We start from the raw sequence: 20,998 nt of genomic DNA on the forward strand, positions 1-20,998 counted from the left end.
GTGCGGGTCAGCCGCCGGCGCCTCCGGGTCCGCCCGGTGCTCCGGGTTCGCTGGGGCGTGGGCTGGATCATGCGGCGACGATGCTGGCCGGTCCGGCCGTGACGGGTCAGCCTGCGCCTCCCGGCCCCCCCGGTGCTCCCGGTGCGGGTCGGCCGCCGGCGCCTCCCGGCCCGCCCGGGGCTCCCGGTGGCTCGGCCCATCAGGCCGCCACCATGCTCGCGGGTCCCGGCGTACCCCAGCCCCCCGGTCCGCCGGGGGCTCCCGGTGCGCCCGCGGGCGGGCTCGACCATGCCGCGACGATGCTGGCGGGTCCGGCCGTGACGGGTCAGCCGCCGGCGCCTCCCGGCCCGCCCGGGCAGCCGCAGGCCGGTCCCGGTCCCGTGGCGCAGCCCCCGGCGCCCGCCGGTGTGCCCACGGTCGGCCCGGGCTACCAGGCCGTGCTGCGCTACCGCGCGCCCGACGGCTCCGAGCAGCAGCTCATCCGGCGTTCCGCGCCGGGTACCCCGCACCCGGAGTGGCAGATCCTGCACGAGCTGCGTGCGATGAACGTGCCGCCGCAGCAGGTGCTGGAGCTGCACACCGAGCTGGAGTCGTGCGAGCTGCCGGGCGGTTACTGCGCGCGGATGATCCGGGAGACCTGGCCGCAGGTCCGGATCACGAGCGTGGCCCCGTACGGCAAGGACCACGCGGGTCGTCAGCAGGGCATGCGGCATCTGCTGACCCACCAGGGTGAGCTGCACCAGGTGGCGGACGGCCCGGCGCGCCCTGCGCCGGTACGGGCACCGCTGCAGCAGGTGCCGCTCCAGCCGGCGATTCCGCTGGACGCCATCGGTGCGGAGCTGGCAGGGGCGTTCGGTCCGCAGGGTGTGTTCCGCTTCGACCAGCGGGCGGTGTCCCGTCAGGGTGTGCCGGAGATCGTGGCGCAGACGCTGGTGTGGGCGGGTCTGCCGACGGACTTCGGGCCGTTCTTCTGGGCGCAGGCGGTGCCGGGCCAGCCGGTGCCGACGCTGGCGGAGCTGGCTGCGCAGCGACAGGTGCAGCCGGCGTCGGATGCGGGTTCGTACCTGGTCGTGGGCAGTGACTTCGGCAAGGCGCTGTGTGTGCAGTACGGGACGGCGCACATAGTGGCGGTTCCGGTGGAGGCCGGTCCGGGCGGTGCGCCGGTGCCGCCGCAGTTCGTGAATTCGAGCCTGCCGCAGTTCGCCCGTTCGCTGGCGATGCTGGGTCACATGTGGCGTCTGCGCCAGCATCTGACGCCGGAGCAGGCGGGGCACTGGACCGTCGATTTCCAGACGAATCTGGCCGGGCTCGACAGCGCGGCGCTGGCGTCGCCGGAGAGCTGGTGGTCGGTGCTTCTGGAGCAGATGTGGGACGGATTGCTCTGATCGGATGATCAGTTGAATGGCCGGGCCGGGACCCTCGTACAGGGTCTCGGCCCGGCCATTCCGGCTTCTGAGAGCAAATGGCGCATCCTTGACAGGAATCCCCCCGAGAGAGGCGCTTCCAGGATGACTGCACCCATGTCACCTCACGGACCGGGTTTCGCGACCGTACGAGGTCGCGGTTACCGCACGGAAGAGGTCGACCGGTATCTCGCCCGGCTCTCCGGCAGCCGGGACGAGGCGTGGGAGCGGGTGGCGCGGCTGACCGTCCTGGCGAAGCGGATGGAGGCGGAGGCGGGGCGGCTGCGCGAGGCGGTGGCGGAGCTGGCCCCGCAGACGTACGACGAGCTGAGCGAGCGGGCCCGGCGGATCCTGCTGCTGGTGGAGGAGGAGGCGGACGCCGTGTGCCGGGACGCCCGGGTGGACGCGGCGGACGCGACGGGGGCGGCCGAGGCGTACGCGGACCGGGTGGCGGAGCTGGCGCGGCAGGACGCGGAGGCGGTGCGCGAGCAGACGGAGGTCCGGGCGCGGCAGGGGCTGCTGCGGGCGGAGCGGGAGGCCGACGCGGTCCGGGCGGAGGCCAGGGACGATGCGGCGGAGTGGCGCTCGCAGGCGCAGACGGCGCTGGCGGAGATGCGGCGCCGGTCGGATGCGCTGCTGGCGGACCGCGAGCAGGAGCACGTGGAGCGGTGGGACGCGGCGGAACGGGAGCTGGCGGCCCAGGAGGCCGATCTGGAGGCGCGCCAGGCGGAGCTGGAGCGGTACGCGGAGGGCCGGCTGGCGGAGGCGCGGCGCGATTACGCGGAGGCGGAGGAGTCGGCGCGGCACGGGCAGGAGGACGCGGAGGCGCGGGCCGCGGAGCTGCTGGCGGAGGCCCGGGTGCGGGAGGAGAGGACCGGCCGGGAAACGGACCGGATCCTGCGGGAGCACGCGGAGGCGCAGGACGAGATGCGGGCCCACATGAACCACGTGCGCTCGAGCCTTGCGGCTCTGACGGGGCGTGCGCCGGCGGAGGGCTGACCCGGCGGGGCGGATCCCGGGGGCGCCCGAGTCCCGCGTCGGGAGTCCCGAGCCCGGCGCCGGCGCCGGCGCCCGGTCAGGACTTGTGGCGGGCGTAGTAGCGGGCGACCCTGGCGCGGTTGCCGCAGGCCGAGGCCACGCACCAGCGCCGCCTCGGGTGCGCCGGCAGGAACAGCAGGACGCAGTCGGCCCCTTCGCACTCCCGTACGTCCTGCACCCGGGGGTCCGTCAGGAGATCGGCCGCCGCGTCCGCCAGCTGCGCCGCGAGCCGCCGGGCCGGGGTGCCCGTGCGGTGCGGGGCGGCCGTCAGGCCGGTATCCGGGGTCCAGGCGAGCGTGCGGTGGGCCGGGGCGCCCGCCGAGGCCTCGTTCAGCGCGTGCAGCGCGCCGGCCGGGGGCTGCTCGCCGCGCCGTGCGGCCGCGAGTGCCGCGCCGGCCGCCTCCCGTACGGCGTGCACGGCTGCCACCTCCGCCGGGCCCACCTGCCCGGCCGGCCCGAGCCGGCCTTCCTGGACGGCCAGCCAGGCCGCGAGCCCCTCCGGGCCGGCGATCAGGTCGCCCGCTCCGGCGGGCCGGGTGTTGAGGAGGTCCAGGGCGAGGGGCTCACCGGTGAGCGGGAACGTCGGTTCCGTCGCGGGCGCTGTCATGGAACTAATGCTACTCGAATCGCTTGACCCATTAGCGATCTCCGGCGAGACTAATGGCACCCAAGCCATTGGAGGCATGTGATGCAGCTCGTCCACCACCGCACCGCCGAGGTGCACGGGGTCCGCGTCGCCTACCGCGAGAGCGGCCCCGCCGACGGCCCGGTCCTGCTGCTCCTGCACGGTTTCCCCACCTCCTCGCACCAGTTCGCCCGGCTGATGGACGCGCTCGGCGGCACCCCGTACCGGCTGATCGCCCCCGACTACCCCGGCTCCGGCCGGACCGAGGCCCCGGACGGGTTCACGTACACCTTCGACCGGCTCGCCGACATCGTGGAGGGCTTCACCGACGCCCTCGGGCTGGACCGTTTCGCGCTGTACGTCTTCGACTTCGGCGCCCCCGTCGGGCTGCGGCTCGCCGCGCGGCGGCCCGGGCGGGTGACGGGCCTGATCGTGCAGAACGGCAACGCGTACGAGGAGGGACTCTCCGACGCGGCCCGCGAGTTCGCCGGACTGCGGCGGGACGTGCCGGGCGACGAGGCGCGGGTGCGGGGGCTGTTCACCCCGGAGGGCACCCGCTTCCAGTACGAGACCGGCGTCGCCGACACGAGCCTGATCTCCCCGGACGGCCGGACGCTCGACGTGCACTACCTCGGGCTGCCGGGGCGTGCCGACGCGCAGGCCGACCTCGCCTTCGACTACGCGTCGAACTTCGCCCACTACCCCGCCTGGCAGGCCTGGCTGCGCGCCGCCCGGGTGCCGGTCCTGGTCGTCTGGGGCGCGGGGGACCCGTTCTTCACCCCGGCGGGGGCGAAGGCGTACCTGCGCGATGCGCCGGATGCCGAGGTGCACGTCTTCGAGGGGGCGGGGCACTTCGCACTGGAGACCCACCTCGCGCAGATCGCCCCGCTGATCGGGGAGTTCCTCGCGAACCTCCCGTGACCTGACCCGCCCCCGACGCGGGCGTACTGGCCCGCCGACTACCGGCCCGCCGACCGCTGGGCCGGTGCCGGTGCCGGTGCCGGAGCCGCTGCCGGAGCCGCTGCCGCCGGTGCGTGGCGGTACGGGTCGCTGCGCAGGCCGCGGGAGGTGACCACCACCGTGAAGGCGGGGGGCGCGGCGGCCGGCAGCTGCGCCGTCAGGGTGCCCGTCGCCGGGTCGTACTCGCTCGCCAGGGCGGTGGAGTCGAGCTCCACCCGGGCTTCGGGGCCGAAGCCGCCGCCCTCCACCACCAGGGCGGCGCCCTGCACCGACACGCCCGTGATCACCGGATTCGCGCGCGTGGCCATCTTGTTCACCAGGTACGCCCCGGCCGGTGCGCCCGTCAGCGCCCAGATCTCGGCGGGGAGGTGGGGGAGCCCGCCGCCCACGTCGGAGAGGAAGAACAGCACCACGTACAGCATCGTGACCGCGCTCAGCGCCACGTACTGGAGGTCCACCAGGTCGGTGCGCCCGCTGTCGTTCGCGATCAGCTCGCGCAGCGGCCGCTTCCCGGAGGCCGTCGGCTTGGGGGCGGGTTTGGCCATGCTGCCGTTCTCCAGGCGGATGCCGACGACCGTCTTCGCCGCGATCAGGGCCACGTACGGGCCCCCGAGCAGCGGCAGGTACACGGTGGTCAGGGAGGACAGCGGGCCGTGCTCACCGGCGAACCAGGCGGCGCCGCCGCCGGCCGTGAGTCCGTACGCGAGGATCGTGAGCAGCAGCCAGACGAGGATCACCGTCCAGGCCAGTGCCAGGGTGGTGGAGGTGGAGAGCCGGCCGTCGCGGCCGGTGACGAAGCCCGGACGGCGGCGCAGCCGCAGGCCGATCGGCCCGGCCACGGCGGCCAGTAAGGCCAGTGCGAAGAGTGCGGAAACCATGTCGTCCCCCCGGAACGGATCTCGGATTCAGGCTTCGAGGTGTACTCCGTTGACCGGGGTCATGACAAGCGGGAGCCGGGTGCGCCGCTACTTCTCCTGATGCTCCGCCAGTATCGGGAACCGTCGCGGAGCCACCAGGAGCAGGACCAGCAGGGCCGCCACGGCCGCGGCGGTCGCGCCGAGGAAGATGTGGTCCACGGCGGCGGCCACCGACGCGCGCAGGTAGTCGGCGGCGGCCTGCGGGAGCAGCCCGGGCCGGTCGAGGGCTTTGGAGACGTCGTCGAGGTGGTCCGGCAGTCCGGTCATCGGGGCGTCGGCCAGCCGGGCGGCGATGGTCGCGTTGGCGACGGCCCCGAGCAGCGCGGCCCCGAGGCTCTGGCCGACCTGGCGGCAGAACAGCACCGAGGCCGTCGTGGTACCCCGCTCGGACCAGCCCACGGTGGACTGGACCCCGATGATCAGCGGCAGCTGGAAGAGGCCGAGGGCGGCGCCCAGCAGCAGCATGATCAGCGTGGGCTGCCAGGGCCGGGCGGGATACGGGAGCAGCGTGAACGAGAACAGGATCACGGCGGCCAGCGAGATCCCGACGGCGGCGGAGTTGCGGAAGCCGATGCGCCGGTAGACGTGCTGGCTGAAGGCGGCGGACACGGGCCAGGTGAGGGTCATCGAGGACATGACGAGACCGGCGCCGACGGGCCCGAGGCCGAGCACGGACTGGGCGTAGGTGGGGACGAAGACCATCGGGGCGACCATGAGCACGCCGAGTGCGCCGAGGGCCAGGTTCACGGCGGCGATGGTGCGCCGGCGCCAGACCCAGCCGGGAATGATCGGTTCCGCGGCCCGGCGTTCGATCCGGACGACCACGGCCGCCAGCACCGCGCTCGCGCCCAGCAGCCCGAGGGAGGGCGCGGACAGCCAGGGCCAGGCGACCCCGCCCTGAACCAGCGCGAAGAGCAGCAGTCCGCCGCAGGCGAAGACGCCGAGGGCCCCCGCCCAGTCGACCGGGCCGCGGCGCCCGGGGGAGCGTACGGGCTCGACGAGGTGGCGGGCGAGCATCCACAGGGCCAGGCCGCCCAGCGGCAGGTTGATGAGGAAGATCCAGCGCCAGTCGGCGTACGAGGCGATGAGTCCGCCGAGTGCGGGGCCGGCCACTGCGGAGGCGGCCCAGACGGAGGACATCCTGGCCTGGATCCTCGGGCGGTCCTTGAGCGGGTACAGGTCGGCGGCCAGGGTCTGCACGGTGCCCTGGAGGGCGCCGCCGCCCAGCCCCTGGACGATGCGGAAGGCGATGAGGGCGGCCATGTTCCAGGCGACGGCGCACAGCAGGGAGCCGACGATGAACAGGGCTATGCCGAAGAGCAGGACGGGCCCCCGGCCGAGGGTGTCGGAGAGCTTCCCGTAGACGGGGAGGGTGACGGTGACGGCGAGCAGGTAGCCGGCGAAGAGCCAGGAGAAGACGGAGAACCCGCCGAGGTCGCCGACGATCTGGGGGACGGCGGTGGAGACGATGGAGCTGTCGAGGGCGGCGAGGGCCATGCTCAGCATGAGGGCGGCGACGAGAGCGGTGCGCGGCGGCCGGCTGCCGCCGCCGTCGGCCGCCGAGGCTCCGGCTGCTGTTCCGGCCCCCGCTCCCGGCCCGGCGCCGGCTTTGCCCGTCCTGGCGGAAACCGCACGCCCGGCGTCGGCGTCGCCGCTCTCCCCGGCGGCGTCCCCGGCGCGCTCTCCCGTGCTCTCCTCCGCGCCCACCAAGATCCTTTCACCGTGCACGTACCTGCGGGGAACACCCTCTCATCACGGCGTATCCGGCGGTATCCCCCAGAGCTGATCCCCCAAAGGGTGGAGAACCCCTAGGGGTTGCTCCTCACAAGGGTCCAGGGGCCGTTCGTCCCGGCGGAGGAGGAGGACGGCCCAGGGAGGTCCTTAACTGGTTCATATGAGCGGGGGTGGGGTTAACCCCCCGGTGGATACGGCGATGGGCACCAGCGCGCCGACCGCCTCCGCCCCGCAGACTTCACGACGGCATCACACGCAGGATCCGGCCGGCAGGCCGGAACCGGCCACACGCGCAGCAACGCGACGAACGAGGGGAAGCACCGTGACAACGGCTATGACCGAAACCAGGCACGGGGGTACTGGAGGGCATGAAGCCGTCGCGGCCCGGGCTCGCAAGGTCGTTAAGGCCTACGGCGCCGGGGAGACCCGTGTGGTCGCCCTCGACGAGGTGGACGTGGACATCAAGCGCGGCCAGTTCACGGCGATCATGGGCCCCTCCGGTTCCGGCAAGTCCACGCTGATGCACTGCCTCGCCGGTCTCGACACGGTGACCAGCGGGCAGATCCACCTGGACGACACCGAGATCACCGGTCTCAAGGACAAGAAGCTCACGCAGCTGCGCCGCGACCGGATCGGTTTCATCTTCCAGGCGTTCAACCTGCTGCCGACGCTCAACGCCCTGGAGAACATCACGCTCCCCATGGACATAGCCGGCCGCAAGCCCGACGCGGAGTGGCTGAACCGGGTAGTGGAGACCGTCGGCCTCGCGGGCCGCCTCAAGCACCGTCCGACCGAGCTCTCCGGCGGCCAGCAGCAGCGCGTGGCCGTCGCCCGCGCCCTCGCGGCCCGCCCGCAGATCATCTTCGGCGACGAGCCCACCGGAAACCTGGACTCCCGGGCCGGCGCCGAGGTCCTCGGCTTCCTGCGCCGTTCGGTCGACGAGCTCGGCCAGACCATCGTGATGGTCACGCACGACCCGGTGGCCGCCTCGTACGCGGACCGCGTGATCTTCCTGGCCGACGGCCGGATCGTGGACGAGATGTACGGGCCCACCGCCGACCAGGTCCTCGACCGCATGAAGGACTTCGACGCGCGCGGGCGGACCTCGTGAGCAACACCGTCCTGAAGACCTCGAGGCGCAACTTCCTCGCGCACAAGGGGCGGATGGCGCTCTCCGCCGTCGCCGTCATGCTCTCCGTCGCGTTCGTCTGCGGCACCCTGGTGTTCACCGACACCATGAACACCACGTTCGACAAGCTGTTCGCCGTCACCAACTCCAATGTCACGGTCAGCCCCAAGGAGGCCAAGGGCGGCGAGGACACCCCGGACCGCGGCAAGCCCGAGGTGCTGCCCGCCTCGGTCGTCGAGCAGGTCAAGAAGGCCGAGGGCGTCAAGGGCGCCGAAGGCGGCGTCGTCTCGCTGTCCGTCACGGTCGTCAACGCCAAGAACGAGAACATGGGCTCGACCACCGGTGCCCCGACCATCGCGGGCAACTGGAACGACAACGAGCTCAAGTCGATGAAGATCACCTCCGGCCGGGCCCCGCGCGGCCCGACCGAGATGATGGTCGACGCCGACACCGCCGAGAAGCACCACCTCAAGATCGGTGACGAGCTGCGGACCATCGCCGTCACCGGCGACATCCGCGCCCGGATCAGCGGTATCGCCACCTTCACCGTGACCAACCCGGGCGCCGCGATCGTCTACTTCGACACCGCGACCGCGCAGGAGAAGCTGCTCGGCGCCCCCGGCCTCTTCACGCACGTCAACGTCACCGCCAAGGACGGGGTCAGCGACGAGCAGCTCAAGCAGAACATCGCGAAGGCCGTCGGCGCCGACACGTACAAGCTGCAGACCGCGAAGGAGGCCGCGGACGCCAACCGCAAGGACGTCGGCTCCTTCCTCAACGTCATGAAGTACGTGATGCTCGGATTCGCCGGGATCGCCTTCCTCGTCGGCATCTTCCTGATCTTCAACACCTTCTCGATGCTGGTCGCCCAGCGCACCCGCGAGATCGGCCTGATGCGGGCCATCGGCGCCGACAGCGGCCAGGTGCTCAAGTCCGTGGTGGTCGAGGCCCTGCTGCTCGGCCTCGTCGGCTCGCTCCTCGGCGTCGGTGCCGGTGTGGGCCTGGCCGTCGGCCTGATGAAGCTCATGGGCCAGATGGGCATGCACCTGTCCACCGACGACCTGACCGTCGCCTGGTCCACCCCGGTCGTGGGCCTGGTGCTCGGCATCATCGTCACCGTCGTCTCGGCGTTCATCCCGGCCCGCCGGGCAGGCAAGGTCTCCCCGATGGCCGCCCTGCGCGACGCCGGCACCCCCGGCGACAAGAAGGCCGGCCGTATCCGGGCGGTCCTGGGCCTGGTCCTGACCGGCATCGGCGGCGCGGGACTGTTCCTCGCCGCGGCCGCCGACAAGGCCGTGCCCGGCTCGCTCTGGCTGGCCCTGGGCGTGCTGTTCACCCTCATCGGCTTCATCGTGATCGGCCCGCTGCTCGCCGGCGGCGTGGTCCGGCTGCTCTCGGGCGTGGTGCTGCGGCCCTTCGGGTCCGTCGGCCGGCTCGCCGAGCGCAACGCGCTGCGCAACCCGCGCCGCACCGGCGCCACCGCCGCCGCGCTGATGATCGGACTGGCGCTGGTCGCCTGCCTCTCGGTGGTCGGCTCCTCCATGGTGGCCTCCGCGACCGACGAGCTCGACAAGTCGGTCGGCGCGGACTACATCGTCCAGTCGCAGGCCCAGCAGCCGGTCGTACCGCAGGCCGAGCAGGCGCTGCGCGCCACCAAGGGCCTCGACCACGTCACCGCGTACCGGCAGGTGGCGGCGAAGATCACCGCCCCCGACGGCTCTGTCAAGGACGACGGCCTCAGTGTCACCGACCCCACCTACGTCCAGGACGTACGGCGCAAGATGGTGGCCGGCGAGCACGCGGCGGCGTACGGCAAGGGCGCGATGTCCGTCGGCTCGATCTACGCGAACGAGCACCACGTCAAGGTCGGTGACGAGCTGACGGTCGCCTTCACCGAGGGGCGGACGGCGAAGCTGAAGGTCGCCGCGATCACCTCCGACGAGGGCAACATCGACAAGGGCGTGATGTACATCAGCACCGCGACGGCCCAGGAGTTCGTGCCGGCCGACCGGATGCCGCTGCCCTTCATGCTGCTGGCCAAGGCCGACGGCAAGTCCGACGCCGCGTACGCGGCCGTCAAGGCCGCGCTGGCGGAGTACCCGCAGTACGACGTGCGCAACCAGACCGACTACAAGAAGGCCCTCAAGGACCAGGTCGGCCAGCTGCTGAACATGGTCTACGGGCTCCTCGGCCTCGCGATCATCGTGGCGGTCCTGGGTGTCGTGAACACCCTCGCCCTCTCGGTGGTCGAGCGGACCCGCGAGATCGGCCTGATGCGCGCCATCGGTCTCTCCCGCCGCCAGCTGCGCCGCATGATCCGCCTGGAGTCGGTGGTCATCGCCCTCTTCGGCGCCCTCCTGGGCCTCGGCCTGGGCATGGGCTGGGGAGCCGCCGCGCAGCAGCTGCTCGCCCTCCAGGGCCTGAAGGTGCTGGAGATCCCCTGGCCGACGATCATCGGTGTCTTCGCCGGGTCGGCCTTCGTGGGCCTGTTCGCCGCACTGGTCCCGGCCTTCAGGGCAGGGCGGATGAACGTACTGAACGCGATCGCGAGCGAGTAGCTGCGCGGTCGTACGGGGGGCCGACGGCCCCGGTCGGCCCATCCGGGCCGGCCGGGGCCGTCGGCGGTCACAGCGTCACTCGCCGGAGTGACCGCAATCCCTCGCGCGGGCGAGGGGGCGTCGTCGTAGGGTGGGAAGCCCCGGCCCGTGAGACGTGTCGGGCCCTTCGCGTTGCCCCTTCACCGGACGGAAGCCTCCTTTCATGAGCCTGCACGGACTGCTCGACGCCGTCACCCGGGACCCGGCCCTCGCCGAGGCGGTCACCGCGGCCGGCGACGGCAACCGGATGCACGTGGACCTCGTCGGACCGCCGGCCGCGCGGCCCTTCGCCATCGCTGCGCTGGCCGCCAGGACCGAGCGGACCGTGCTCGCGGTCACCGCCACCGGGCGGGAGGCCGAGGACCTGGCCGCCGCGCTGCGCTCGTTCCTGCCGCCCGACGAAGTGGCCGAGTACCCGTCCTGGGAGACCCTTCCGCACGAGCGGCTCTCGCCGCGCAGCGACACCGTGGGCCGGCGGCTCGCCGTGCTGCGCCGCCTCGTGCACCCGAGCAAGGACGACCCGGCCGCAGGGCCCGTCTCCGTCGTCGTCGCGCCGATCCGGTCCGTGCTCCAGCCGCAGGTCAAGGGGCTCGGCGACCTGGTCCCGGTGAGCCTGCGCCAGGGCGTGAGCGCCGATCTGGGGGAGATCACCGAGGCGCTGGCCGCGGCCGCGTACTCGCGCGTCGAGCTCGTCGAGAAGCGCGGGGAGTTCGCCGTGCGCGGCGGCATCCTCGACGTGTTCCCGCCCACCGAGGAGCACCCGCTGCGCGTGGAGTTCTGGGGCGACGAGGTCGAGGAGATCCGCTACTTCAAGGTCGCCGACCAGCGCTCCCTGGAGGTCGCCGAGCACGGGCTGTGGGCCCCGCCCTGCCGGGAGCTGCTGCTGACCGACGAGGTGCGGGAGCGGGCCGCGGCCCTCGCCGAGGCCCACCCCGAGCTCGGCGAACTGCTGAACAAGATCGCCGAGGGGATCGCGGTGGAGGGCATGGAGTCCCTCGCCCCGGTCCTGGTCGACGACATGGAACTGCTGATCGACGTCCTGCCGGCCGGGTCCATGGCCGTGGTGTGCGACCCGGAGCGGGTACGCACCCGGGCCGCCGACCTGGTGGCGACCTCGCAGGAGTTCCTGATGGCCTCCTGGGCCGCCACCGCCGGCGGTGGCGAGGCCCCGATCGACGTCGGCGCGGCCTCGCTGCGCGGGATCGCGGACGTACGGGAGCACGCGCGCGAGCTGGGCATGATGTGGTGGTCGGTGTCCCCCTTCGCCGCCGACGAGGCCAACGGCGCCGGCGACACCCTCAAGCTCGGCATGCACGCCCCCGAGGCCTACCGCGGCGACACCGCCCGCGCGCTCGCCGACACCAAGGGCTGGATCGCCGAGGGCTGGCACACCGTCTACCTCACCGAGGGCCACGGCCCGGCCGCCCGCACCGTCGAGGTGCTAGGCGGCGAGGGCATCGCGGCCCGGCTCGAGGCCGATCTGCGCACCCTGGAGCCGTCGATCGTCCACGTCGCGTGCGGCTCCCTCGACAACGGGTTCCTCGACCCCGCTCTCAAGATCGCCGTCCTCACCGAGACGGACCTGACCGGCCAGCGCACCGCCACCAAGGACCTGGGCCGGATGCCGACCCGGCGCCGCAAGTCCATCGACCCCCTCACCCTGGAGGTCGGCGACTACATCGTCCACGAGCAGCACGGCGTCGGCCGCTACATCGAGATGGTCCAGCGCACCGTGCAGGGCGCCACCCGCGAGTACCTCCTCGTCGAGTACGCCCCCGCCAAGCGCGGCCAGCCCGGCGACCGCCTCTACATCCCGACCGACCAGCTGGAGCAGGTCACCAAGTACGTAGGCGGCGAGGCCCCGACCCTGCACCGGCTCGGCGGCGCCGACTGGACCAAGACCAAGGCGCGCGCCAAGAAGGCGGTCAAGGAGATCGCCGCCGACCTGATCAGGCTGTACAGCGCGCGCATGGCGGCCCCCGGTCACACCTTCGGCCCCGACACCCCCTGGCAGCGCGAGCTGGAGGACGCCTTCCCGTACGCGGAGACCCCCGACCAGCTCACCACCATCGCCGAGGTCAAGGAGGACATGGAGAAGTCCGTCCCCATGGACCGCCTCATCTGCGGCGACGTCGGCTACGGCAAGACCGAGATCGCTGTCCGGGCCGCGTTCAAGGCGGTCCAGGACGGCAAGCAGGTCGCCGTCCTCGTCCCCACCACGCTGCTGGTGCAGCAGCACTTCGGGACCTTCTCCGAGCGCTACAGCCAGTTCCCGGTGAACGTGAAGGCGCTGTCCCGCTTCCAGAGCGACACCGAGTCCAAGGCCACCCTGGAGGGGCTGAAAGAGGGGGCGGTGGACATCGTCATCGGCACCCACCGGCTGTTCTCGCAGGAGACCAAGTTCAAGGACCTGGGCCTGGTCATCGTCGACGAGGAGCAGCGCTTCGGCGTCGAGCACAAGGAGCAGCTGAAGAAGCTGCGCGCCAACGTCGACGTGCTGACGATGTCCGCGACCCCGATCCCGCGCACCCTGGAGATGGCGGTGACCGGCATCCGCGAGATGTCGACCATCACCACCCCGCCCGAGGAGCGCCACCCGGTCCTCACGTTCGTCGGCCCGTACGAGGAGAAGCAGATCGGCGCGGCCATCCGGCGCGAACTGCTGCGCGAGGGCCAGTGCTTCTACATCCACAACCGGGTCGAGTCGATCGACCGGGCGGCCGCCAAGCTGCGCGAGATCGTCCCCGAGGCGCGGATCGCGACCGCACACGGGCAGATGTCCGAACAGGCCCTGGAACAGGTCGTCGTGGACTTCTGGGAGAAGAAGTTCGACGTCCTCGTCTCCACGACGATCGTCGAGTCCGGCATCGACATCTCCAACGCCAACACCCTCATCGTGGAGCGCGGCGACAACTTCGGCCTCTCCCAGCTGCACCAGCTGCGCGGCCGCGTCGGACGAGGCCGCGAGCGCGGGTACGCCTACTTCCTCTACCCGCCGGAGAAGCCGCTGACCGAGACCGCGCACGAGCGGCTCGCGACGATCGCCCAGCACACCGAGATGGGCGCCGGCATGTACGTGGCGATGAAGGACCTGGAGATCCGCGGCGCGGGCAACCTGCTCGGCGGCGAGCAGTCCGGCCACATCGCGGGCGTCGGCTTCGACCTCTACATCCGCATGGTCGGCGAGGCCGTGGCCGACTACCGGGCGGCCGTCGAAGGCGGGGTGGAGGAGGAGCCGCCGCTGGAGGTCAAGATCGAGCTGCCGGTCGACGCGCACGTCCCGCACGACTACGCTCCCGGCGAGCGGCTGCGCCTCCAGGCGTACCGGTCCATCGCGTCGGCGAACTCCGAGGCGGACATCAAGGCCGTACGCGAGGAGCTCCACGACCGCTACGGCAAGCTCCCGGAGCCGGTGGAGAACCTGCTGCTGGTGGCGGGGCTGCGGATGCTGGCGCGGGCCTGCGGGGTCGGCGACATCACCCTCCAGGGCGTGAACATCCGCTTCGGGCCGGTGGAGTTGCGCGAGTCGCAGGAGCTGCGGCTCAAGCGGCTCTACCCGGGCTCGGTGCTCAAGCCGGCCACCTCGCAGGTGCTGATCCCGCGGCCGAAGACCGCCCGGGTGGGCGGAAAGCCGCTGGTCGGACGGGAACTGCTGGCCTGGACCGGGGAATTCCTCACCACGATCCTCGGGTCGTAGGCGCCCGTAGGCGCCCGTAGGCGCCCGCGGGCGCCTGTGTACGGCGAGGCGCGCGGCCGGTGACCTGCGGGTCCCCGGCCGCGCCGCCGGCTGCTCGGGCGCGGGCTACCTGTTCGGGTCGTCGTCGATGCCCAGCTGCTTCTCCACCTGCTGCTGACCCTGGTCGACCTGCTTGGCGTACTTGTCGCCGGTGCGCTGGTTGATCTGCTGCTCCGCGGCGTCGGACGCCTGCTTCGCCTGCTTGCTGTGGCCGTGCAGCATTTCCTTGGCCCTGTCGAAGATCCCCATGCGAGGGCTCCCTTCCGTATCCCTTTTGCGACGCTACGCGCGTTTCAGGGGATCCGCCCGCCGAGGTCGGTCTCAGACCGATTCGCCGGGGACGCCGCCGCCCAGCTTCGACAGGTCCAGGACGTCCGCCCCGGCCGGCAGGGCCGTGTCGACCGGCGTGCCGAACGCGGAGAAGAGGACCTCCCCCGTCTCGTCCCCCGTGACGGTGGACTTGAGCATGTACGGGGTGCCCTGCGTGGCTATGTAGTCGGTCTCCGTACCCTCCTTGGCCGCCGTCGTGATCGCCAGCGCCTGCTTGCCGTCGATGGTGACCGTCTCGCCCTTGCGGGCCAGCGGGTTGGCCCGGCCGCTGCCGCCCGTCAGCTTGCCCAGGTCGCACACGTGGGACATCGAGGCGGCCCGGGGGTCGGAGACCGGAACCTTCAGCCAGCGGTCGGCGAGCATCGCGACCATCGCGTCCACCTCCTTCTTCGGGGTGTGCTTCTGTGCGGCCGCGCCCCGCCAGTAGTCCTCGTCGCCCTTGAAGTGGATGAGGTCGGTGGACTTGATGAGGTTCATCCGGCCCATGCCCTCGTACCGGATCACGCCGTTGCAGCTGCCCTTCTTGTCGAGGGACAGCTCGAACTCCATCGGCTTGCCCTCCTCGCGCACCTTCGCGAAGACGTGCGCCGACTCGACCTTGCGCATGGCCTCGTACGACTGGCTCAGGATCTCGGCGCCCGACAGGTCCGCGAGCACGCCGGTGCCCTTGTCCTTGCCCGTGGCCGTCGGCGACGGCGTGGCCCCGCCCGAGGCCTGCTCGGCGGCGCGGGCCGCCCTGCCGACGTCGGCGGCCTTGCCCCCGCCCCCCGGCAGGCAGGCCGTCGTCAGCCCGAACAGGGCCGTCGTGGCCAGTACCGACACGCCGATGGTCCGGCTCCGCATGTGGATTCCCCCTTGGAACAACAATTCGACTGCCGAGGGTAGTCGCCGCCGCTCAGGGGGCCCCGACGATTTCCGCTCCGGCGGCACGGCCCGCGGCGGCCGGAGGTGTGCGGCGACCCTGCAACGGTTGCGCGCATCCCCTCACTGGCGGCCGGAAACGCTGTATACGCTCAGACCCGAAACTTCGTCGACACGGTCCGTCAGGAGCAGCGATGCACGGCCCCGGCCTCCCGCCGCAGCAAGGCCCCCAGCCCAGTACCGGGGGAATCGTGGCACTGCGCGTGCTGTTCGCCCTGCTGCCCGTCCTGAGCTGCGGCTTCCTGGGCTGGGGCACGATGCTGCGGCTCGCGGTCGTCACCCGCAAGCCCCGGGACTGGTGGCTGCTGGCCGTCAACTGCGCGCTCAGCGTCGCCTGGATCGCGTTGATCGGCGCCGACCCGACGCCCAACACCGACGGCTGGCAGGGCAATACCGGCGCCTTCGGCATCATCATCACCGGCTTCCTGACCTGCGTGTACTTCCTCGTCGCCGACATCCGCCACTACGGAGCCCGCGCGGCGGCGGCCCCGACCGCCCCCTGGTACCCGGCGCAGCCCGCGCCGTACGTTCCGCCGCAGCAGCAGGCCCGGCCGGCGTACGGATACCCGCCGGCCCAGCACCACACCCCGACCCCGACCCCGACTCCGACCCCGGCCCCCGCACCGGCTCCCGGGCCGGCCACCCCGCCGCGGATCGGACAGGTGCGCGCCGAGCTCGACGAGCTGAGCGAACTGCTGCGCAAGCAGACGCCGCACCCGCACCCGAACCCGCAGGCGAACCCGAACCCGCAGGCGAACCCGAACGCGCAGGCCAACCCGAACACGCCCGGCAACGAGGGTGAGGGCCCGGCCCGGTGACGGACGACGACCGGATCATCGGCGAGCGCTACCAGCTCGCCTCCATCCTGGGACAGGGCGGCATGGGCCAGGTCTGGACGGCGTACGACCAGCGGCTGGACCGCCGCGTCGCCGTCAAGCTGCTGCGCCCCGACAAGGTGGCGGGCCCCGGCTCCGTCGCCGACGAGCTGCGCCGCCGCTTCGTGCGCGAGTGCCGGGTCACGGCGCAGGTGGACCACCCGGGCCTGGTCACGGTCCACGACGCGGGCAGCGACGGCGACGAGCTGTTCCTCGTCATGGGCTACGTCGAGGGCACCGACCTCGCCGACCACCTCGCCCAGCACGACCCGTACCCCTGGCCGTGGGCGGTCGCCGTGGTCGCCCAGCTGTGCGGGGTGCTGTCGGCCGTGCACGCGGTGCCGATCGTGCACCGCGACCTGAAGCCGCGCAATGTGATGATCCGCCCGGACGGCACCGTGCTGGTCCTCGACCTCGGTGTCGCCTCGGTGATGGACACCGACACCACCCGCCTCACCAGCACCGGCACACCGATCGGCAGCCCGGCGTACATGGCGCCCGAGCAGGCGATGGGCGGCGCGGTGGGCCCCCACACCGACCTCTACGCCCTGGGCGTGCTGCTGTACGAACTCCTCAGCGGCAACGTCCCGTTCGCCGGGTCCACCGCACTCGGCGTACTGCACCGCCACCTGTACGAGCCGCCGGTCCCGGTCCGCAGGATGCGCCCCGAGATCCCGCACCAGCTCGAGGCGGTCCTGCTCCACCTCCTCGCGAAGGACCCGCAGGACCGGCCCGCCTCCGCACAGCACGTGTACGAGGCCCTCGCATCGCTGCTGCCCAAGGAGGGCACGCCGAAGGGCACGCTCGACCCGACCCGCCCCTTCCTGCGCCCCCACGCCCCCTGGCCGGACCGCGCCTCCACCGTCCCGCCGCAGCCGACCGCACCGCCGACGCCGCCCCGGAAGCCGGACATCCCGGCCGCGGTGGACGAGGCCCGCAGCCTCCTGGACCAGGGCCGCCTCACCCAGGCCGTGGACATCCTCGGCGGGATCCTCCCGGCCGCGGCGGCCGAGCACGGCGAGCACTCACCGGTGGTCCGCTCCCTGCGCAAGCAGTACGCCGCCACGCTGATGGACGACGGCCAGTACCGCCGCGCCCTGCCCGAACTGCGCCGCCTCGCCGACGAGTTCCCGGCCGGCGACCCCCAGTCGCTGCGCTTCCGCTACGACGCGGCCCAGTGCCTGGAGCAGCTCGGCGCCCCCGGGGCGGCCCTGGCCGAATACCGCTCCCTGCTCCCGCTGTTCGAGAACCACTACGCCAACCCGGATCCCGGTCTCCCGCTGGAGGTCCGCCGCCGGATAGCCCAGCTGCTGCTCTCCATGGGGGACCGCCCCGCGGCCCACGACACCCTGGCCCGTCTCCTGTTCGACGCGGAGCGCGTCCACGGCCCGGCGCACCCCTTCTCGACCGAGGTCCGACGCACCCTGCACTGGCTGAGCCAGGTCCGCTGACGCCCGCGGCTCAGGCCCCGGTCGCGGCGAGCTCCGCGGAGGCGCCGGCCTCCCGGGCGCCCGGCACGTCCGGCCTGCCGGTCCGGGGCCTGCGGCGCCGCTGAGCCGCGAGGAACGCGCCCAGCAGCAGGAGGGCCGTCGCCGCGACGGCCGTGCCCGGCAGCAGGCCCGGGGGGCGGAACGCACAGGTGATCGTCGTGGTACCCGGGGTCACGGGGACGGAGACCAGGCCCAGGTACGGCGTGGCCGGTCGGTCGTTGCAGGTCCAGCCCGCGATCGCCGGGGACGACAGGACCGCCGTGCCCGTGGTGCCCGCCGGGACGGTGGCGCGCACGCCGGACGAGCCGACCCGCAGGGACGTCGGCGCCGTCGCGCGGAGCGCGGCCACCGCCGGGACCAGGCGGGCGCGGTCCAGGCAGGACAGGGCCCAGCGCGAGGGCGCGGCAGCGTCGAAGACCAGCGCCGAGGAGGCCCCCCGGGAGGCGCCCAGCGGCTGGAGGGCCGCCCGGTTGCGGGGGGCGTTGCCGTTCAGCCGGAAGGCGGGGCCGTCCGCGAGGCGGGCCGTCGCGTTGTACTCCGGGGCCCAGAGGTAGGCCTCGGTGCCCGCGCGGCACACCCCGGGGGAGACGGGGTCCTCGTACACCCGGGCGCCCAGCAGGAGTTCCTGGTTGGCGAACGGGGGCCCGTCGCCCTCGGCGTACGACGGCTTGGGCCCCGGCGGACGGATCGTGATCAGCGGGGGTACCTGGGCGCGGCCGATCGTGCCGTCCGGCTGCAGGCGGGCGCCGACCGAGAACACCGCGTCCGTCACCAGGTTGTCGATGCTCTGCACGTTGCGTCCGCGCGAGGTCCAGCCCGCCCCGAGGGCCACCATCGTCCGCGTGAACACGTCCGGGGTGTGGCTGCTGTAGTACGCGCCGCCCTCCCCGCCCAGCAGCAGCGGATCGTTGCCCGACAGGGCCGGCCGGCTCGGGTCCGTGCGGTACGCCGGCCAGCCCTCGGCGCCGGCCAGCGCCTCGGCGCGAGCCGTGTGGGCCGCCCCCCACGAGGGGTAGTCGTCCAGGCCGCCCAGCTTGCCCTTGTGCCCGAACGCCGTCGTCGCCGCGGCCTGGCCGACCAGCACCAGCGCCAGCAGCCCGGCCGCCGGGAGGACCAGCCTGCGGTGGCGCAGGCACCACCAGGCCCCCGCCGCGAGCGCCAGCCCGCCGCAGAACAGAGCGAACCCCCACGTCGTCGCCAGCGTGCTGCCGCTCGCCGCCACGGCCGCCGCGGCCAGCACCGCCGACCCGGCCGCCAGCGCCCGCGGGCCCGGCAGCCCGGCCGTCGCCAGTCCGGTCCACGCGGCGATCACGGCCACCCCGGCCAGCACGAACGTCTGCCGGTACGGGCTGCCGTTCGGGGTCGCGAACACGTGCCAGGCCAGGTGCGTCGGCGTCCACTGGAAGGAGAGCAGGACGGCCGCCGTCAGCCCCGCCCACCCCAGGCGGGTGGGCAGCGGCACCGCCCGGTGGAACGGCAGGGCCGCCACCAGCAGCAGCGTCCCCGTACCCACGAAGAGCGCCGGCGAGGAGAAGGAGTAGGTGGCGGGCAGGACCCGCGCGAACAGATCCGGCCAGGACACCGGCGCGAACTGCCGGGTCCACCCCGGGTACGCCTGCTTCGAGCTCAGGAACAGGGGGACCAGCACCGGGGCGGACACCGCGATGCCCAGCAGGGTCGCCCCCGCCCCGCGACCGAGCACCCGCAGCCGCGCCCGTACCCCCTGGCGCGTCAGCACCACCCGCAACAGGAGCACCAGCGCCGCACCCAGCGTCGCCATGTAGGCCGTGTAGAAGTTCGCCGTCCAGCACAGCGCCACCACGAGGACGGAGACCGCCGGCCGGCGCCCCCGCAGCGCCCATTCACCCGTCAGACACAGGAGCGGGAACGCGATCAGCCCGTCCAGCCACATCGGGTTGTACGAGGCCTCGATCACCGACCAGCCGCACAGCGCGTACGAGGCCGCCAGCAGCCCCGCCGCCCACCACGGCCCGCGGCGCTGCGTGCGCAGCAGCCACGCCATCGCCGCCGCCGCGGCGGCCATCTTGAGCACCGTGACCACGTACACCGCGAGGTCGATGTCCTCGCGCGGGAACAGGCCGACGAGCACCGCGAACGGGCTCGAGAGGTAGGTGCCGAAGTCGGGCAGGAAGCTCGTGCCGTAGCCGGACTGCCAGTTGAGCAGCAGCCCGCCCTCCGCCCGCCCGTGCAGCAGGTCCCACAGGTGGGCGTGGAAGGGGACGAACTGGTTGCCGAGGTCGTTGATGCTGCGGTGGCGGTGTCCGTACGGGAACACGCGGGCGGCCGCGTCCCCGGCGCACACGGCCACCACCGTGATCAGGGCGGCGAGGGCCGAGCCGTGCAGGCTCCGGCGGCGCGGCGAGCGGTGCGGTGTCGACATGGTGGGCCGACCTTGGCACCGCCGGTCGACCACAGGGTTGCCACCGGGTGGCGGCGACATCAACAGACGCGTACCCCCAACACCCCCGGAATCGTTGGTCGAAGCAGTGGCTCGGATCAGCTTGACTGCATACCATCGATCACCGCACGGCCCTTGTGCACCGACGCACAATCTCCCGGCCCTGGAGGCTCCTTTGCACCGTCGCACTGCGCTCTCCGTCTCCGCCGCCCTGCTCGCGGCGGCCCCCCTGCTGTCCGCCTGCTCGGGCCAGGCCCGCCCCGGCACCGCGGCCGTCGTCGGCGGCGAACGGATCACCACCTCCGCCCTCCAGGCCCAGGTGGGCGACGTCCGCGCGGCGCAGAACGGGTCCGGGCCGACCGCCGCGCAGCTCATCCAGGCCTCGCCCGGCCTGGAACGCGTCAAGCTCAACAAGATGATCCAGACCGTCGTCCTGGAACGCGCCGCGAAGGACGCGGGCGTGAGCGTCGGCGAGAAGGAGGTCCAGGACTTCCGCAAGGCCCAGCTGGAGAAGGCCGGCGGCAGCGAGAAGCTGGCCGCGGCGGCCCTCGAGCAGGCCCAGCTGGCGCCCGGCCAGCTCGACGCCGACGCCCGCTTCAAGCTGTTGCGCGACAAGCTCTTCGACCACTACGGCAGCCAGGACAAGGCCGTCGAGAAGCTCGCTTCCGCCGCGAAGGCGCTGCACATCGAGGTGAACCCGCGCTACGGCGTCTGGGACGCGCAGCAGATCGTGCTCGGTGACCAGGACACCCCGTGGATCGTCCAGCGGACCCGGCCCGAGCAGGCCCCCGCCGGAGCCTGAGCCGCCGGTACAGAGGTAGGTT

15 protein-coding genes are annotated in these 20,998 nt (G+C 73.0%); 9 read left to right on the forward strand and 6 right to left on the reverse strand.

Features of this window, described 5'->3' with window-relative positions:
* Both ACZ5WG_RS18805 and ACZ5WG_RS18810 read left to right on the forward strand, forming a co-directional pair.
* Nucleotides 1-1,385: SUKH-4 family immunity protein (locus ACZ5WG_RS18805; RefSeq protein WP_468724430.1), on the forward strand; the 1,385-nt coding region annotated here is incomplete at its 5' end.
* Between the two features lie 135 nt (nucleotides 1,386-1,520).
* Nucleotides 1,521-2,402, forward strand: coding sequence for a cellulose-binding protein (locus tag ACZ5WG_RS18810; protein ID WP_468724431.1), 882 nt, complete (start codon nucleotides 1,521-1,523; stop codon nucleotides 2,400-2,402).
* 76 nt (nucleotides 2,403-2,478) lie between these two features.
* Here the strand turns inward: ACZ5WG_RS18810 and ACZ5WG_RS18815 are convergent, their stop codons facing one another.
* Nucleotides 2,479-3,048, reverse strand: a complete 570-nt coding sequence (locus ACZ5WG_RS18815) for a CGNR zinc finger domain-containing protein (RefSeq protein ID WP_468724432.1) — start codon at nucleotides 3,046-3,048, stop codon at nucleotides 2,479-2,481.
* 81 nt (nucleotides 3,049-3,129) lie between these two features.
* Between ACZ5WG_RS18815 and ACZ5WG_RS18820 the strand changes: the two genes are divergently transcribed.
* A complete protein-coding gene (locus ACZ5WG_RS18820) occupies nucleotides 3,130-3,987 on the forward strand; it encodes an alpha/beta fold hydrolase (RefSeq protein ID WP_468724433.1) in 858 nt (285 codons plus the stop codon).
* A 38-nt stretch (nucleotides 3,988-4,025) separates the two neighbouring features.
* Here the strand turns inward: ACZ5WG_RS18820 and ACZ5WG_RS18825 are convergent, their stop codons facing one another.
* Nucleotides 4,026-4,904: a hypothetical protein gene (locus ACZ5WG_RS18825; protein WP_468724434.1), complete on the reverse strand. Its 879-nt coding sequence runs from the start codon at nucleotides 4,902-4,904 to the stop codon at nucleotides 4,026-4,028.
* A gap of 87 nt (nucleotides 4,905-4,991) precedes the next feature.
* The gene (locus ACZ5WG_RS18830; RefSeq protein WP_468724435.1) at nucleotides 4,992-6,653 is read right to left on the reverse strand and encodes an MFS transporter; all 1,662 of its coding nucleotides are present in this window, start codon (nucleotides 6,651-6,653) and stop codon (nucleotides 4,992-4,994) included.
* Between the two features lie 358 nt (nucleotides 6,654-7,011).
* On the opposite strand from ACZ5WG_RS18830, the gene ACZ5WG_RS18835 reads away from it, so the two are divergent.
* From ACZ5WG_RS18835 to mfd, 3 genes are all read left to right on the forward strand, one after another.
* The gene (locus ACZ5WG_RS18835) at nucleotides 7,012-7,788 is read left to right on the forward strand and encodes an ABC transporter ATP-binding protein (protein WP_369778606.1); all 777 of its coding nucleotides are present in this window, start codon (nucleotides 7,012-7,014) and stop codon (nucleotides 7,786-7,788) included.
* Nucleotides 7,789-7,841: 53 nt separating this feature from the next.
* A complete protein-coding gene (locus ACZ5WG_RS18840; protein ID WP_468724554.1) occupies nucleotides 7,842-10,364 on the forward strand; it encodes an ABC transporter permease in 2,523 nt (840 codons plus the stop codon).
* A 202-nt stretch (nucleotides 10,365-10,566) separates the two neighbouring features.
* The gene (gene mfd, locus ACZ5WG_RS18845) at nucleotides 10,567-14,100 is read left to right on the forward strand and encodes a transcription-repair coupling factor (RefSeq protein ID WP_468724436.1); all 3,534 of its coding nucleotides are present in this window, start codon (nucleotides 10,567-10,569) and stop codon (nucleotides 14,098-14,100) included.
* A gap of 105 nt (nucleotides 14,101-14,205) precedes the next feature.
* Here the strand turns inward: mfd and ACZ5WG_RS18850 are convergent, their stop codons facing one another.
* Together ACZ5WG_RS18850 and ACZ5WG_RS18855 are read right to left on the reverse strand one after the other, a co-directional pair.
* Nucleotides 14,206-14,388, reverse strand: coding sequence for an antitoxin (locus ACZ5WG_RS18850; RefSeq protein ID WP_468724437.1), 183 nt, complete (start codon nucleotides 14,386-14,388; stop codon nucleotides 14,206-14,208).
* Nucleotides 14,389-14,460: 72 nt separating this feature from the next.
* Nucleotides 14,461-15,312, reverse strand: coding sequence for a hypothetical protein (locus ACZ5WG_RS18855; protein WP_468724439.1), 852 nt, complete (start codon nucleotides 15,310-15,312; stop codon nucleotides 14,461-14,463).
* 269 nt (nucleotides 15,313-15,581) lie between these two features.
* On the opposite strand from ACZ5WG_RS18855, the gene ACZ5WG_RS18860 reads away from it, so the two are divergent.
* Together ACZ5WG_RS18860 and ACZ5WG_RS18865 are read left to right on the forward strand one after the other, a co-directional pair.
* On the forward strand, nucleotides 15,582-16,208 hold the full coding sequence (locus ACZ5WG_RS18860; RefSeq protein WP_468724440.1) for a hypothetical protein: 627 nt from the start codon (nucleotides 15,582-15,584) through the stop codon (nucleotides 16,206-16,208).
* Complete coding sequence (locus ACZ5WG_RS18865) at nucleotides 16,205-17,716, forward strand: protein kinase domain-containing protein (RefSeq protein WP_468724442.1); 1,512 nt, start codon at nucleotides 16,205-16,207, stop codon at nucleotides 17,714-17,716. Before ACZ5WG_RS18860 ends, ACZ5WG_RS18865 begins: the two co-directional genes overlap by 4 nt.
* Before the next feature lie 10 nt (nucleotides 17,717-17,726).
* On the opposite strand, the gene ACZ5WG_RS18870 is transcribed toward ACZ5WG_RS18865, so the two are convergent.
* Nucleotides 17,727-20,156, reverse strand: coding sequence for a YfhO family protein (locus ACZ5WG_RS18870; RefSeq protein WP_468724444.1), 2,430 nt, complete (start codon nucleotides 20,154-20,156; stop codon nucleotides 17,727-17,729).
* Between the two features lie 193 nt (nucleotides 20,157-20,349).
* Between ACZ5WG_RS18870 and ACZ5WG_RS18875 the strand changes: the two genes are divergently transcribed.
* Nucleotides 20,350-20,976 (forward strand): SurA N-terminal domain-containing protein, encoded by a 627-nt coding sequence (locus ACZ5WG_RS18875; RefSeq protein ID WP_468724445.1) that lies wholly within the window; start codon nucleotides 20,350-20,352, stop codon nucleotides 20,974-20,976.
* Nucleotides 20,977-20,998: the final 22 nt, after the last annotated feature.

It is taken from the genome of Streptomyces sp. NPDC032745, assembly GCF_055579465.1.

Coding starts and splice junctions, on each gene's coding strand:
- ACZ5WG_RS18840 (WP_468724554.1), top strand. CDS start 7,842: ATGGCGCTCTCCGCCGTCGCCGTCATGCTCTCCGTCGCGTTCGTCTGC.
- mfd (WP_468724436.1), top strand. CDS start 10,567: ATGAGCCTGCACGGACTGCTCGACGCCGTCACCCGGGACCCGGCCCTC.
- ACZ5WG_RS18810 (WP_468724431.1), top strand. CDS start 1,521: ATGTCACCTCACGGACCGGGTTTCGCGACCGTACGAGGTCGCGGTTAC.
- ACZ5WG_RS18870 (WP_468724444.1), bottom strand. CDS start 20,156: ATGTCGACACCGCACCGCTCGCCGCGCCGCCGGAGCCTGCACGGCTCG.
- ACZ5WG_RS18815 (WP_468724432.1), bottom strand. CDS start 3,048: ATGACAGCGCCCGCGACGGAACCGACGTTCCCGCTCACCGGTGAGCCC.
- ACZ5WG_RS18855 (WP_468724439.1), bottom strand. CDS start 15,312: ATGCGGAGCCGGACCATCGGCGTGTCGGTACTGGCCACGACGGCCCTG.
- ACZ5WG_RS18835 (WP_369778606.1), top strand. CDS start 7,012: ATGACCGAAACCAGGCACGGGGGTACTGGAGGGCATGAAGCCGTCGCG.
- ACZ5WG_RS18825 (WP_468724434.1), bottom strand. CDS start 4,904: ATGGTTTCCGCACTCTTCGCACTGGCCTTACTGGCCGCCGTGGCCGGG.
- ACZ5WG_RS18820 (WP_468724433.1), top strand. CDS start 3,130: ATGCAGCTCGTCCACCACCGCACCGCCGAGGTGCACGGGGTCCGCGTC.
- ACZ5WG_RS18850 (WP_468724437.1), bottom strand. CDS start 14,388: ATGGGGATCTTCGACAGGGCCAAGGAAATGCTGCACGGCCACAGCAAG.